Source organism: Mesorhizobium sp. M3A.F.Ca.ET.080.04.2.1 (genome assembly GCF_003952525.1).
Classification (GTDB): domain Bacteria; phylum Pseudomonadota; class Alphaproteobacteria; order Rhizobiales; family Rhizobiaceae; genus Mesorhizobium.
In genome coordinates, this window is the sequence record NZ_CP034451.1 from 92,999 (window position 1) to 107,085 (window position 14,087).

General features: G+C 59.3%; 13 protein-coding genes. 9 read left to right on the forward strand and 4 right to left on the reverse strand.

The features are described 5' to 3' along the window. Window positions 1-715: 715 nt before the first annotated feature. The 6 genes from EJ074_RS00395 (at window position 716) to EJ074_RS00420 (ending at window position 8,890) form a co-directional block, all read left to right on the forward strand. Entirely contained in the window at window positions 716-1,897 is a 1,182-nt protein-coding gene (locus EJ074_RS00395; protein ID WP_207210057.1) for a helix-turn-helix transcriptional regulator, read from the forward strand. 224 nt (window positions 1,898-2,121) lie between these two features. Beyond that, window positions 2,122-3,249, forward strand: a complete 1,128-nt coding sequence (locus EJ074_RS00400) for a LuxR C-terminal-related transcriptional regulator (RefSeq protein WP_129552524.1) — start codon at window positions 2,122-2,124, stop codon at window positions 3,247-3,249. A gap of 96 nt (window positions 3,250-3,345) precedes the next feature. After that, window positions 3,346-4,455, forward strand: coding sequence for a helix-turn-helix transcriptional regulator (locus EJ074_RS00405; protein ID WP_129552525.1), 1,110 nt, complete (start codon window positions 3,346-3,348; stop codon window positions 4,453-4,455). Window positions 4,456-4,487: 32 nt separating this feature from the next. Beyond that, window positions 4,488-5,192: an AraC family transcriptional regulator gene (locus EJ074_RS30025; protein WP_245454765.1), complete on the forward strand. Its 705-nt coding sequence runs from the start codon at window positions 4,488-4,490 to the stop codon at window positions 5,190-5,192. Window positions 5,193-5,541: 349 nt separating this feature from the next. After that, complete coding sequence (locus EJ074_RS00415; RefSeq protein ID WP_245454766.1) at window positions 5,542-6,675, forward strand: ATP-binding protein; 1,134 nt, start codon at window positions 5,542-5,544, stop codon at window positions 6,673-6,675. Beyond that, complete coding sequence (locus EJ074_RS00420) at window positions 6,653-8,890, forward strand: S8 family peptidase (protein ID WP_245454767.1); 2,238 nt, start codon at window positions 6,653-6,655, stop codon at window positions 8,888-8,890. The genes EJ074_RS00415 and EJ074_RS00420 overlap by 23 nt, the downstream gene beginning before the upstream one ends. A 5-nt stretch (window positions 8,891-8,895) precedes the next feature. On the opposite strand, the gene EJ074_RS00425 is transcribed toward EJ074_RS00420, so the two are convergent. Both EJ074_RS00425 and EJ074_RS00430 read right to left on the reverse strand, forming a co-directional pair. Beyond that, window positions 8,896-9,444, reverse strand: coding sequence for an ImmA/IrrE family metallo-endopeptidase (locus tag EJ074_RS00425; protein ID WP_165349803.1), 549 nt, complete (start codon window positions 9,442-9,444; stop codon window positions 8,896-8,898). A 2-nt stretch (window positions 9,445-9,446) separates the two neighbouring features. Continuing rightward, on the reverse strand, window positions 9,447-9,791 hold the full coding sequence (locus EJ074_RS00430) for a helix-turn-helix domain-containing protein (protein WP_127308823.1): 345 nt from the start codon (window positions 9,789-9,791) through the stop codon (window positions 9,447-9,449). A gap of 129 nt (window positions 9,792-9,920) precedes the next feature. Here EJ074_RS00430 and EJ074_RS00435 point away from each other — a divergent pair, with 129 nt between their 5' ends. Genes EJ074_RS00435 through EJ074_RS00445 form a run of 3 tightly spaced genes read left to right on the forward strand, consistent with a single transcriptional unit; the run spans window position 9,921 to window position 11,771 of the window. Next, window positions 9,921-10,190, forward strand: a complete 270-nt coding sequence (locus EJ074_RS00435; protein WP_129552527.1) for a multiubiquitin domain-containing protein — start codon at window positions 9,921-9,923, stop codon at window positions 10,188-10,190. Further along, a complete protein-coding gene (locus EJ074_RS00440; protein ID WP_129552528.1) occupies window positions 10,165-11,337 on the forward strand; it encodes a ThiF family adenylyltransferase in 1,173 nt (390 codons plus the stop codon). Before EJ074_RS00435 ends, EJ074_RS00440 begins: the two co-directional genes overlap by 26 nt. Continuing rightward, window positions 11,334-11,771: a DUF6527 family protein gene (locus tag EJ074_RS00445; RefSeq protein WP_129552529.1), complete on the forward strand. Its 438-nt coding sequence runs from the start codon at window positions 11,334-11,336 to the stop codon at window positions 11,769-11,771. Before EJ074_RS00440 ends, EJ074_RS00445 begins: the two co-directional genes overlap by 4 nt. Before the next feature lie 25 nt (window positions 11,772-11,796). Here the strand turns inward: EJ074_RS00445 and EJ074_RS00450 are convergent, their stop codons facing one another. Together EJ074_RS00450 and EJ074_RS00455 are read right to left on the reverse strand one after the other, a co-directional pair. Next, entirely contained in the window at window positions 11,797-12,408 is a 612-nt protein-coding gene (locus EJ074_RS00450) for a hypothetical protein (RefSeq protein ID WP_129552530.1), read from the reverse strand. A 210-nt stretch (window positions 12,409-12,618) separates the two neighbouring features. After that, the gene (locus tag EJ074_RS00455) at window positions 12,619-14,085 is read right to left on the reverse strand and encodes a phosphotransferase (RefSeq protein WP_165349804.1); all 1,467 of its coding nucleotides are present in this window, start codon (window positions 14,083-14,085) and stop codon (window positions 12,619-12,621) included. Window positions 14,086-14,087: the final 2 nt, after the last annotated feature.

Genomic DNA, 14,087 nt, shown 5'->3' on the forward strand with positions numbered 1-14,087 from the left:
GTCGTGCAGCCGGACCCGGCGCTCTGAGCCGTGAGAATGCCGTTTCTGAGCATGGCCACCCCCAAAACTGCCGTACGGGGTTCGCCGCACAGCGGCCACACCAGCCCCTCCAGACCGGTGCAGATTTCAAGGCCTCATCCAATGCCAGAATAAGCCGCGCAAAATCAGCCCGCACCACCCAAATGGGTTATGCTGCGCAACTTCGGCGCTTCGCCCGACATGACGACCAGAATCGCGAGTCGCCAACAGCAGGCAGGCCCTAAGCAATCACGGGGCTCTTCGACCGAAGCTCATGAATTCGAACGAACGATGCTTTACCCGCAAATCGCGGAGCAATGCCGAATTTTGGCTCCAGACGGGCGCGCATGGCAGCACGCCGGGCCAAGCGCCTGCCTACTTCGCCGATCTGAACAACGTTGTCGGCAGCTTCCCCCAAAATTTAGGACGTGAAAGGCTCTCGTGCCTCATCATTTTGTCTAGCGACCTCAGACGACTTAGGGATCGCGGTGTTTAAGGCGATGTGCAATTGAAAGCTCTGTCGAGTGAACCGCTCTTGTTTAGGTCCAAAAAGGAGGAAATGCCGCCTCAATCTCTATGCTAGATGAACACGACGCCGAAACAGACGTGTTGGAACGAAACTGCGCTCGTATTTTGCCTTTTGTTGTGTTTAGATAGTTAAAAATATAGCTGCGTCCGTTGCGGCTGGGGGACAATCGTGAGCGCACGAGTCGATTTTGCTGCGATCGGCGCGGCCTTCTCCCAGGCTGCCGTTGATCCGACGCGTTGGAACAGCGCGATGGAAGTGGCCCAAAGGGCCACGGGAAGCGCGGGCGCGTTGCTCTTCAACATACGGGGGCATCTGCCAGGAATTCCGCACAGCAGCTCGATGGAATCGTCTTTTGACGTCTACGTCCGGGACGGGTGGATCAATCGCGATGAGAGATATCGTCTAGCCCCATTCCTCGTACGGAACGGCGTCAGTTCCGAATTCGATCTGCTTACACCTGAACAAATCGCAAAGCATCCATATTATCAGGAATTTCTCGCACCTTTAGGCTTGAGATGGTGCGCGCTGGTGAAGGTTGCCGCAGGAGATGACCTTTGGTCACTGTCACTACAGAGGACAATTGAGCAGGGTCCGTTTCTGCCAGAGGAAATCCAGCAGCTGGCCGAGCTCTCCAGCAGATTGGGATCGGTGGCCGCCTTGGCTCGAGCACTTGGCTTTGCACGGGCTGAAGGGGCTCTGGACGCGTTCAGCACCAGCGGTACCGCAGCGGTGATGCTCGATCAGCGTGGGCAGGTTCTGGGTGTCAACAGCACCGCGGATCAATTGATGGGAAGGGATCTTCAGATCACAAGCGGTCGTCTCACATCCAGAGACAGAAATGCGACAGACGCCTTGGATCGCGCGTTGCAGGCCCTGCTCTGGCGGCAAGCGGTGCCAGCGACAACGCGCCCGATACCATTGCCAAGAACCAAGGGGCGTCCGCTCTTTGCTTATCTCCTGCGACTTTCTGGCGTGACTTATAACGCGCTTGCGCCATGTCAGGCGGTTGTCGTCATCGTGGATCCTGAGCAGTCATCCCAACCGCCGGAAGTCGCATTCCAGGCATGTTTCGGGCTTACTCCCGCCGAAGCAAAACTCGCCCGAGAACTCTCATCGGGCGAAGAGCTGGCAATCGCGGCCGACCGATTAGGCGTCTGCTACGAGACGGCGCGCAGCCGGCTCAAGGCCATCTTCGCCAAAACTGGGACGCATCGGCAGCCCGAGCTTGTGGCCCTGTTTTCGCATCTACTCCAAGGCAGCGCGCATCCTCCGGCGTTCAGGGGCAAGCGAATACTTCAGCAGAAGGCGTATCATGCTGCCAATCGAGGATTGGCCAATGAGCCGGCATGAAAGAGTGGAGCGGGCGATGGACCCCTGCTACGAGGCCATAGTGGTTCCGGAGACCTGGAAGGATGCCCTGTATCACCTAGCGGTCGCTCGACGCGGCATACGCATGTCCTACCCCCAAGGGATACCAGCAGCAGTGACCCTCGGAATCCCAGACAATCGCTGCTCGCACGGTAAGTGACGAGCCGCCGTGAGGGGGCTGTAATCTAGCCGCGTTAACAGATAGCGTGGGTTTTGCCGTGCTTGAACAAAACGAAATTGTTGAACGTATCTACGAAGCCGCCGCTGTTCCGGAGCTGTGGGGCGGACGGGGTGTTCTCGACGTGCTGGCCTCCGTCAGCGCATGCACGGACGGGGTGATCTTTACAGTTGACAAACAGGGAGCTGTCCGCTGGATGGCGAATGACTCAGCTGCCCCAAAGATGGAAGTCTATTCGCGAGACAACTGGGTGGCGAAAAACCCCTACATGGAGACACCGGAGCGCATCGCACGCTTCCGTGAGCCTCGATTCCTCCTCGACACTGAAGTGATGTCGGTCGAAGAGATGCAGGTGACTCAGTATTACCAGGGGTTCATGCGGCCACTCGGAATGTACTGGCATGCAGCGACTACTATCGAAGGGCCCACGAATGACGTTGTCAGAATGTCTGTTCACCGTGGCTATGACGCTGGCCCGCTGAACCCGGATGTAGCGCACCGCCTGACCGCGCTCCGCCCGCACCTGGCCAGGGCAACCCTGCTGACAGCGCGCTTGCGATTTGAACAAGTACGAGCGGCTGTGGATGCTTTCGATCTGATTGGCTTGCCGACGGCAGCGATCAAACGCGGACGCGTGACTCTGTCTAACAAGGGATTCGGAAAATTGGTGCCGGGTGTCTTACAGGATCGGGCGGCGCGCCTGACATTCCTGCAGGCTTCTGCCGACGAACGCTGGAGCAGATTGCTTGAAACAGGCGCTGTCGCTCGCGGAGGTACCTTTCCCATTGGCCCGTCGAAGGAATTTCCGACGATGGTTGCACATGCGATACCGATGGTCGGTGCCAGCCGCGACATCTTCAGTGCCGCCGACCAGTTGCTGGTCATCGCTCCGACTGAAGCCATGGTCGGCTTAGACCCGAAAATTCTGGAGGGCCTGTTCGACTTGACGGCAGCGGAAGCGGCCGTGGCCCGCGACCTGGTGAACGGTAAGACGATCGGAGACATCGCCGAAGCGCGAGGGGTTTCCCAGAATACCGTTCGCGTTCAGGTCAAGGCTATCTTCGAGAAAACAGGCATTCATCGCCAAGCCGACCTTATCCGTATGCTTTTAAGCGTCCGCAGTCCGTTTTCGGGTGCCGAACTGCTTGCTCGCTGAACCTGCACATGGTGACCGACTTAAGCCGCGGACATATGATGATGTATTTTGATTGCCTGAGTTTGATCACGTGTATGTCGTTCGGAGGAGTTCGTCGTGCTTGAAGAAAGTAAGAGCATCGAACGCATTTATGAAGCCGCCGCTGTTCCGGAGCTTTGGGGTGGACGGGGCGTTCTCGACATGCTGGCCTCCGTGGGAACCTGCACGGACGGGGTGATAATTGCTGTCGACAAGAAGAAGACCCTGCGCTGGACTGCGAACGACTCGGCCACGCCCAAGTTGGAGGTCTACTTTCGGGAAAACTGGGTCGTCAAGAACCCTTACCTGGAAACGGCGGAGCGTATCGCGCGCTTCAGTGTACCTAAATTCGTCATGGACACTGAGGTAATGTCCGCCGAGGAAATGCAGGCGAGCGGATACTATCAAGGATTCATGCGTCCGCAGGGTATGTATTGGCATGCCGGCACATCCATCGACGGGCCGACCGGCGATGTTATTAAAGTGTCTGTCCATCGAAGCTATGATTCAGGTCCGCTGGACCGAGATGCTACACGCCGTTTGTCGGTGTTGCGCCCACACATAGCCAGGGCGGTCTTGCTGACGGCGCGCCTGCGGTTCCAGCAAGTGCAAGCGGCGGTCGACGCTTTCGACCTGATCGCCTTGCCGGCTGCGGGAATCAAACAAGGGCGTCTCATCCTGTCCAACGAAGCCTTCGATAGATTGGTACCCGGGGTTCTCCAGGACCGGAACTCGCGCGTGACATTCGTGCAACCCTCCGCTAATACGCGCTGGAGAGAACTGCTTGAAACAGGCGCAGTTGCTCACGGGGGAACGTTCCCCATCGGTCCTTCGACGGAGCACCCGACGATGATTGCGCACGTGGTGCCCATGGTAGGTGCCAGTCGCGACATTTTCAGCGCGGCCGACCAGCTACTGATCATTGCTGCGACTGAACGGGCTGGCGGGCTGGACCCTAAGATCCTGGAAGGATTGTTCGACCTGACGGCGGCCGAAGCAGCCGTAGCCCGCGACCTGGTAAACGGCAAAACGATTGCGGACATAGCCGAAGCGCGGCAGGTTTCCAAGAACACCGTTCGCGTTCAGGTCAAGTCAGTATTTGAAAAGACTGGCGTTCACCGCCAAGCCGACTTGGTTCGCATGCTTTTGAACATCCGCAACCCCGCCTTGTTAGGGGGTGAACGATAGCCGCATACCAAAAGGGATATCGTTCGGATTTCGTGCTGGTCAACAACCGCAAACTGATGGAGTTCGCAGGCGATTTGGGCGCATGGTCCTGTAACAGAAGCCAGCACCTCACCCACAGCCGGAGCGGTCAAAAGACGCTAGAGAGCCTCAAGATGGAGGCCGGCGGCATGGACTTGGGCGGTTCACTCATCGCCGAGCGGCTGGCGGAGATTCTCGTCGTCGCGGCGGTCCGCGCTTTCGTGGCCGCCAGTCCGACGACCAGCGTCGGCTGGATCACCGCACTGGCGGACCGCCGGATCGGCAAGGCGCTCCGACTGTTGCATAGCGATTTCGCGCGGGGATGGACAGCGCCGTTGCTGGCGTCGGAGGTCGGCATGTCACGATCGGCCTTCACGCAGCGCTTCACGGCGCGCGTTGGGCGCCCGCCCCTCGACTATCTGACACACTGGCGGATGGTCGTTGCGCAGCGAAAGCTCAACGTGGGCGAGGCCGTGGCGAGCGTTTGCTGCGGAGATCGGCTACAAATCGCAAAGCGCCTTTTCTCACGCCTTCAAGCGAAGCTTTGGTCGTTCACCGCGGTCTGGGCGGCTAACGACGTTCTGCCGGGTCCATGGGATCCTCTTCGTAGCCGATGGCCGATAGTGCATCGGCTTTCCTCGCCACGAGATAGACGACGTAAGTCGCGAATTCGAGAATGCCCTTTATGCGACTTTTTAGGCACAAAAGGCGAACATTGAAAGGGCGTCGTGTGTTTGACGTCAATAGGCCTACCCATTCGATCGGTCCCGGTGATCAATAGCAATGGCTGGAACGGGGCCGGCAGCCAACTGTCCGCTCTCGGGCCAACTTCTTGACGAGTCGCCATTCGATTCCGCCGCCCTTCTCGAACGCTTGAAGGCTTGAAGCTGTTTGCCAAAATGCTTTCAGCAACTGGCTCAGCAACAGCCACGCGTATGCAGTCTTCCGTATAAAAATATAGATAAAACAGCATATTGATATTTCTGTGGAAGAGTGGAAGAGTTCTCCATTGAAAAATCTTCCATCAGGGGCTACAATGGGGTCTAGCCTAAACGAGGAAGGTTTTCGGTGTCAGCTGTCGACAACAAACTTGAAAAAGACATGGTGCATCTGGCGCGGGTGGCGCTTTCGGGTCGCCCGCAGGATGTAATGACCCTGCTGCATCGCTTTGCGAAGGGGTATCGCGATAATGCGCCAGCCATGGCGCGATCTCTTGCCGATCTATTGCGCGAGGCGCCGACACGGGCTTCGCCGCTTCGCCGCCAAACCGATGCTGTCCTCCCTGTCGATGGTGACACCCGTTTTCACCTATTGCGAATCGAAGAGCATTCGGTTCTCGACCATGAGCCGGTCTATTCGAGCGCCGTCAAAGGCGTTCTCGATACGCTTGTGGCCGAGCGCAAGGGCATTGAAAACCTGCAGAAAGCAGGGCTGGAGCCTGCACATACGGTCCTGTTCACCGGTGCCCCCGGCGTCGGCAAGACCTTGGCAGCACGGTGGCTCGCCCGCGAACTGAATCGGCCCCTTCTGATCCTCGATCTTGCGGCTGTCATGAGCAGCTATCTCGGCCGCACCGGTACCAATTTGCGACACGTTCTCGACTATGCAAAGACGCTCGACTGCGTGCTGCTGCTTGATGAGCTCGACGCGATCGCCAAGCGTCGTGACGACCGGGGGGAAATTGGCGAACTTAAAAGACTTGTCACCGTCCTGATCCAGCAGATCGACGACTGGCCGTCGCGTGGGTTGCTGGTCGCTGCGACCAATCACCCCGACCTGCTCGACCCTGCGATCTGGCGGCGTTTCGACACCACGCTCGATTTTCCGATTCCGGATCGTGAAGCTATTCACGCCTACCTTGCGGATGCGCTCGCTCCCATCAGCGGGCATGCGCAGAACTGGGCACAGATTTTGACGATTGCGCTGGAAGGGCAGTCGTTCAGCGACATCGATCGCGAACTTCGTGCGGTACGCCGGAAGGCGGCGCTCTCCGGCGAGCCGCTCGACGAACACCTTATAGGGCTTCTCAATGGACAAGCGGGCAGCAAGGCGGACCGTATCGCCATCGCGGCCGAACTAGTGAATTCGGGCGTGCTGTCGCAACGCGCGGCGCACGAGGTAACCGGCGTTGCCCGAGAGACGATCCGCGCGCGGACGAAGAAAAAGCCTGTGAAGAGCAATGGCCGAGGTCACGATGGCTAAGACGAACTTTCTTCTCGGGAAGGGCGAAAGACTGACCCAGACCGTCGTTGTGCGGTCCGGCGGCGGCCCCAAGGCGACGCCGTATACGTTTGCGCAGGCGCGCAGCCGCCTTGCACCGATGCTGGCCGACACGGTGAAGGAGATCAGGTCACTTCCTGATGAAGCGTGCCCGCAGGGTCAGGCCGTTGCGGCTGTCGTCCTCAATCCGGAGTTCATCGCCAAGTCCTATTTTCCAACAGAGCTGTTCCGTCAGACTGGCCTGACGCCGGTCGGCAGCAAGCCGCGCCGGATTACGCCGGCCCAGCGCTCAAAAGGGCGCCCACCGGAGGAGGCCCTGACGACCGAGCTCTTCGTCATGGGGAGCAAAGAGGATTTTGCGAACTGGCAGGCGTCGATGGGAAGGGTCGTCGAAGGCACGCAGGTCGCCAAGGACCTGATGACGCTCGAAGCGATCGAAGCACAGAGCGTTGACGACAAGATCAAAGGTACGCTGCCAAAACGCGGCAACACTGTGTTCGAAGTTGTGCTCCATACCGAAGGCCTTCAGGGCGAGCAGGCCATGCTGCCCGCGTTTCGGCGATACCTTGCGGGCCTTGGTGTTGAAGCGAGCCTTGACCACCGGTTCTATGCCGGAGGTCTGTGCTTCGTCGAAGTCGAGGCCCCGGCTGCGCTGGCAGAGCCGATCGCGCAGTTCTCGATTGTCCGCGCGGTCCGGCAGATGCCGGAGCTGCGCGTCCTGCAGCCCGCCATCCGTACGTCTGCCATCCCGTCGGCTTCGATCTCGTTGCCGCCTGAGGCCGCAGTCGATCCTTCCATTGCCGCCGTCATCTTCGATGGCGGTCTGCCGAAATCCCATCCGCTTGGGAAATGGGCACAGGCGCGCGAGATAGCTGGCACGGGCGCTCCGATCAATGAATTCCTCGTGCACGGGACGGGGGTGACGTCTGCGTTTCTTTTCGGCGCGATCGACCCCTCGCAGCCGCTGCCGCAACCCTACGCGAATGTCGATCACTACCGCGTCCTTGATGGTGATCCCAGCCAGAACCTGCATGAACTTTATGAAGTGCTCGGGCGCATCAAGAACGTGCTCGACCGCAAGCACTACGACTTTGTGAATCTGAGCATCGGACCGTCTCTCACCATCGAGGATGACGATGTCCACGCCTGGACCGCTGTACTCGACGAGCGCTTCGCCCGTTCCGATACCCTTGCCGCGGTGGCTGTCGGCAACAATGGTGAAGGCGACGAAGAACTGAGTCTTAACCGCGTGCAGGTCCCGTCCGACTGCGTGAACGCTCTTGCGGTCGGTGCGGCCGACTCGCCCGGCGAAAAATGGGCGCGTGCTCCCTACAGTTCAGTCGGGCCGGGCAGGAGCCCCGGGCTTATGAAACCCGATCTCGTCGAGTTCGGCGGATCGCTGCAAAGGCCGTTCCTCGTCATCAGCGGCAGCAGCAAGCCGGGCCTTGAAGCAACCGGCGGGACTTCCTTTGCGGCGCCCAGCACATTGCGGCTGGGGGCCGGGATCAAGGCCCATTTCGGCGGCAGCATCGGGCTCCTTGCGGTCCGGGCCCTGCTTGTGCACTCGACCGAGGATTCGGAGCACCCTTACCGGGAGGTCGGCTGGGGACGCGTCGCGCGCACGCTGGAAGACATAGTAGTGTGCGACGACGACACGATCCGCGTTATCTACCAGGGCGACATTTCGCCGACCAAATACATTCGAGCCCCGATCCCGCTGCCGGACGGCGGCATTGCCGGCAACGCCGAGATCATGGCGACGCTCGCCTACAAATGCATGACTGATCCGCACCACCCTGGCAACTACACGAGAGCCGGGCTGGAGGTGACGTTCCGGCCGCATGACGGCAAGTTCAAGGCGGACGACCAGCTTCACCCCGATTCAAAAAGCTTCTTCTCCAGCATCCGTTCGGGCGGGGAGGAAGAGGAGTTGCGGCGCGATGCTTGGAAATGGGAAAACTGCCTGCACGCCCGCCGAGCCTTCCGGGGGGCGAGCCTGCGCAATCCGTGCTTTGACATCCACTACAATTCTCGGCTCGAAGGCCGGAACTTTACGCCCGCTGAAAAGCTGCCCTATGCTCTGGCCGTGACAGTGCGGGCAAAAGGCATTGCGGATTTCTACGACCAGGTTGTACGCAAGTACGCAACCCAGCTGGAGCCGCTGCGGCCCGTCGTGGAAATACCGATCAGAACCTGAACCTGCTACGAATAAACGGCGGCGCGGCGCATGCGGATGTAGGCGCCGCTCATGTTCAGCCGAAGCTGCAGCATCTGCTCGCTCACGCCGTAGAGATGTTGCGCTTCATCCGTAAGCCTCCGGCGCAGCACATGCATCGCGCCCTCGTCCGTCAGCAGCAACACACCGGCGAGGAAGTCTGCTTCGGCCTCGATACCGCGGTCGTGCGTCCGTTCGCCGTCGATCGTCAGCGGCGGTGTGAAGCCGTGGCCGAGAAAGCAGTGCGCGAGTTCATGGCAGATGTTGCTGCGCTGCCGGTGCTCATGGTGCTTGTCGTTGTGCAGAATGGCTGTCTGGCCGCCACGCGGCACGGTCACCGCCGAGAAGAACTTCCGGTTTTCACCATGCAGAAAAGGGGAGTCCGGCTCGACCTCGCTCAGCTTGAGCAGACGGATGTCAAAGCGGGCGCAGACTTGGACCGGTTCGATAGGACAGATCGGCGTCAGACCGACCTTTTCCCGGACCCGGGCGGCGATACGTTTGGCCTCTGCCTTAAATCCGTGCCTGAACTTCAATGTCAATCATCCCGCAGCTTCTTGTAGGTACTGATGACGATATCCTCCATGAGCTTCGCCTTATCCCCGGACAGCTTCGGATCGGCGCGCAGCAAGGCGGTGATACGCGCGATCGGTTCAGCTTCTTGCTGACCTGCGCGCGGGATAAACATCTCGGCCTTAAGATTCGACCATGTCAGTAGGGCCGCTAATCCGTTGACGTCAGGCTTGGCACCCTGTCCGATCCTGGACAGGGTCGATGCGTTAACCCCTGCCTCCTCGGCGACCTCCTTCCACGTCATCTGGCGACCAAGACGCGCGGCGTTGAGCGCCGCGTAGAAGGCTTCGCTGTCGAAGTGGTCGGTCATCGTATCTCCAATTGCGAAAATTAAATCAATTGCGAACTTGCAATTTCATCCACAAGATTATAGTATCGAATTGATTGCGAAATCGCAATCCTCCTCAAACGGCGCGACGCGCCAGAAAGATATGTACCGATGAATGACCTCAATCACGAAGAGCGTCCGAAGACGGTGACCATCATCGTCAACGGCCGCAAAAAGACACTCCCGAAGAAAGAAGAGCTGACCTTTGAAGAGGTCGTTGCCCTCGCTTTCGATAATCCCCCGACCGGGGACAACATCCAGTACACCGTCCAGTACACCCGCGGTCACGGCCACAAGCCGTCGGGCACGCTGGTCGAGGGCCAGTCGGTGAAAATCAAGGAAGGGATGGAATTCGATGTCACGTCGACTAATCGCTCTTAGTCCGGACCTTCTCCGGATGCAGAACGAGGGTTACGACCTCGAAATACGGGGCGGCTACCTGCTCGTCAGGAACGTTCCGTATGTCGATACGTCGGGAACCGTCCGTCTCGGCATCCTGATCTCGAAACTCGAGCTGTCCGGCGACAAGACCGTGAAGCCCACCGATCATGTCGCCTACTGGACCGGGGAGCACCCCTGCCACAGTGACGGCAGCAAGATCACGGCGATCCAGAATTCCTCAGCGCCCCAGGATTTCGGGGACGGGGTCAAGGCGGATCATACGTTTTCCGCCAAGGCGGATTATCGCGACTACCATCACAAGATGACGACCTATATCGGCCGCATCGCCGGCGAAGCTGCCAAGGTCGATCCTCTCGCGACAGCCCGCACCTATCCGGCAATCCCGGCGGACGACAAATCGTGCGTGTTCAAGTATGTCGACACCGCCACCAGCCGCGCCGGGATCGGGGCGGTGAACGCCAAGGTTGCCGGCCAGAAAGTCGGTATCCTCGGTATGGGCGGCACCGGCGCCTATGTATTCGACCTCGTGACGAAAACGGCTGCGGCGCAAATCCATATCTTCGACGGCGACGTGTTCTCCCAGCACAACGCCTTCCGCGCGCCGGGCGCTCCATCGCTCGAAGACCTCGAAATCAAGCCACAGAAGGTGACGTATTTCGCCGACCTCTATTCGAACATGCATAAAGGTATCGTCCCCCATGACGTCTACCTTGATGAGACGAACGTCGCGCTCCTTGACGGGCTCGATTTCGTGTTCATCTGCATCGACAGGGGGCCGGTGAAGCGGGTCGTCATCGACCGGCTTATCGCGAACGGCACACCGTTTGCCGAAGTCGGCATGGGCGTCGTTATTCACGAAGGCCAGCTTGGCGGGATCGTCCGGCTGACGACGAGCACACCCGATACAAGGGAAGCGGCCGCACCGCATATCTCCTATGCGGACGATGACGGCGGTGCGAACGAATACGCCACCAACATCCAGATCGCGGAGCTGAATTCACTCAATGCGGTGATCGCCGTGATGGCCTGGAAGCAGCACTTCGGGATCTACAGGCAGTCCCGGCCGCATTTTTACACCGGCTATTCCATCGGTTCAGGCGAGTTCGTGCACGAGAGTGCCGCATGAGCGGAACAAATCTCCTGACGCCCTCCTTCGTCGAGTTCATTCCCGATGAGCTGGAGGAGGGCGTCATCTATATTTCCCGCCGCTATTCAACCGCCTTGCACCTGTGCTGCTGCGGATGCGGGCGCGAGGTCGTGACGCCGCTCAATCCCGCGAAGTGGCGACTTGTTGAAAAAGACGGGAGGGTGTCGCTGACCCCGTCCGTGGGCAACTGGAGTTTTCCCTGCCAGTCGCATTACTGGATCAGCGGCAACCGGGTTTCATGGGCGCCAGGCATGGCGCCTGAAGTCATCGCGGGCGTTCAGGCGCGCGATCGCCGCGACGCCGCCAAGCACATCCCACAGCGCCCGGGCCTTTTTGCCCGCACCTGGAGTATTGCAGCAGGAATTGGCCGGCAGTTGGTCTCCTGCTATCGCCGCTGGAAAGGCCGCTGGTAGTCGAGTCGGTCCGGCCGGCTGCGCGCTATGCAATGTCCTTCGGCGCGGGAAACCATGGCTCTGCCTGAAGTCTTGTGCGCAGCTTGGTGACGACCAGTCCGGGTGCGCGCCATACATAGGTGGCCGCGGCCGCTTTGCCTTCTGGCGTGATCTTTTGCAGGTGCGCGACGGCGGTATCAATCGAGAACGCCTCGCCTCTTTTTACGGCATTCTTGGCGGAAAAGTTCGAGGGCATGCCGGCCCAGACGACGACGTCAAATTTCTTCTTCTTGGCCCATGCGCGAATGGCGGCCGGTATGGCCGGCACGCACTTTCGCTCAGGCTCTTTCGCATAGTAAAACCCCATGTGATCCATGATGGTGCCCTCACGGTCACGCAGGTCGGCAATCGCGTCGGCAGGATTCTTTCGCCGGCTGATCGCATACATCACTTTGCATTCGCTGCCGTTGTCCCGGTCGATGACGAGCGTCAGCGCTCCCTTGCGGGTCTTGGAAACGCGGGAGAATTCGAGCGGCAGAACAGGGCCGTCTTCAAGCCAGTCCTCGCGCTGGTCATCAAAGGAAGGCCAGCGGTCATCCCAGATCAGCGATCCCCAGGCCAGGATTGCGATCTGCGGCGGTTTCATTTTCTCAGCCATCTGCGCCTCGCTCAATACATATGCAGGACAGCTTATCCGCAGAATTCAGGCTGCGCAGCCAAATCAAAATGCGGGGCGTTTCCAGAATGCGCCGTGAGGGTGATCGGCAACCGCTATAATGGTGGCCATTAGGACCATCGAGCCCCGGATCTTGACCAAAATGCTGGTGCCTTCAATCCCGTGTGCTTAGCCGATCAGTCCCTACTGCCTCTATCTGTCCGCTTTGCCCGGCTGTCGAGCCTTTAGGTGGTTGGTTATTCGATCAGCCAGCCACACGAGATAGGGACGTCTTGACCCTTGTTCATTTTCATCGCGCTCATGAGACGCCTTCCGCAGCAGCATCACAGCGATCGCGCTCATATACTCGCCCTGCGTCTTCTCGTCCCCGAGCCCAACCCGGCGGATCTGCCGCACCGTATCCCATAGCTCACTTAGAGGGCTTGTGGGTGTTCTAGGCGCCGGGACGGAGGACAAAGCATCGGGCGCGTAGAGCGCGGTCATGGTTTCCCGCCAGTCCTTTTCGGCCGCCATCGCATGGAAGGCCAAAGACACCTCTAGATGCGAAGGGTCTGATACCAGCGGAGCCGTAGTGACAGAGGCAAAATCGATGAGAATGGCCTGGCCACCTAGCCTAACCCGAACGTTGTTGCCATGGAGATCGCCATGGGAGAGTGCAACCATATGGGGCGTGGCAGGCAAGTTGTCCAGCATCTGGGCGATCGCATCTGGCGTTGCAACCGGCCCGATCTTAGCCGCCTCCGTCGCGTACCCAATCAGCCTTCTATTGGCAGGTTTGTTATAAAGAGCCCCACCCATGGATTGGCTGATAGGGCGTTGTACCATCATCCCATAGCCTCCATGATGCGCCTGCCATCGCCAGCCTCGCAGTGCATCCTCAAACAGGGAATTTATAGCCGACTGGCCTCGACCAGTCTCCACAACAGCCGAGAGCGGCTCCGATTGCTCGACAAAGTTGCCCACAATCAGTCCATATTCAGCCCCCAGCACGCAGCGTGCCTCGTCAATGTTCGGCCGCGCGTAGAATGGGACAAAAAGGGTCGTGCACTCACGATAGTTCTTGAGTTCGCGTTCTATCTTGGTGCGTCGATCCAGTTTGGCAAAGAATGGCAAAGGGTAAGCACCGGCTCGCGAATCGGCGAGCTCGGCGTGCGCCAGAAAGACGGTCGCGCTGCGGCCGCCCTCCAGGCGTTTCAGATGGACGCGAGTGCAATCGAAAAAGGCGCGCCTCAATAAGATGATCTGCTCGCTGTCGAGGCTTTGCGCTCCCTCAATGGCGACTAGATGTGAAAAGTCTGGGCCAGGATCAAACCGTGCACAAGACTCGCAGAACTCGCCCAGGTGCTCAGCCGCATCGAGCTTTTCGGCGCGGAAGAATTGCGTTTTGACTGCAGTCTGCACTTCGCCAAGATTTTCAAGCGGGGCAATCACCCTTACCATCAAACCATGTCGCAGGGCCTGGTCGATAAGACGCTCTTTGGCGATGGGAAGGAAAGGATCGGCCGCCGAAGCGCAGGAAATGACGAGGACACGTCCGTTAGCCAGCGCTTCGACGGCCGTTTCGGCGCTGCGTTTATCAAGTTGCAACCACCGTTCAGTTAGCTGGCGTTCGATCTCAGGTGTCGGGCCGCCACCGACCCAAATGATCCTGTTTCGCATCG

Bases quoted from the DNA above. Each gene is read 5' to 3' on its own strand.
- EJ074_RS00445 (WP_129552529.1), top strand. From the start codon at position 11,334: ATGAGCGGAACAAATCTCCTGACGCCCTCCTTCGTCGAGTTCATTCCC.
- EJ074_RS00440 (WP_129552528.1), top strand. From the start codon at position 10,165: ATGTCACGTCGACTAATCGCTCTTAGTCCGGACCTTCTCCGGATGCAG.
- EJ074_RS00430 (WP_127308823.1), bottom strand. From the start codon at position 9,791: ATGACCGACCACTTCGACAGCGAAGCCTTCTACGCGGCGCTCAACGCC.
- EJ074_RS00455 (WP_165349804.1), bottom strand. From the start codon at position 14,085: ATGCGAAACAGGATCATTTGGGTCGGTGGCGGCCCGACACCTGAGATC.
- EJ074_RS00435 (WP_129552527.1), top strand. From the start codon at position 9,921: ATGAATGACCTCAATCACGAAGAGCGTCCGAAGACGGTGACCATCATC.
- EJ074_RS00420 (WP_245454767.1), top strand. From the start codon at position 6,653: ATGGCCGAGGTCACGATGGCTAAGACGAACTTTCTTCTCGGGAAGGGC.
- EJ074_RS00450 (WP_129552530.1), bottom strand. From the start codon at position 12,408: ATGGCTGAGAAAATGAAACCGCCGCAGATCGCAATCCTGGCCTGGGGA.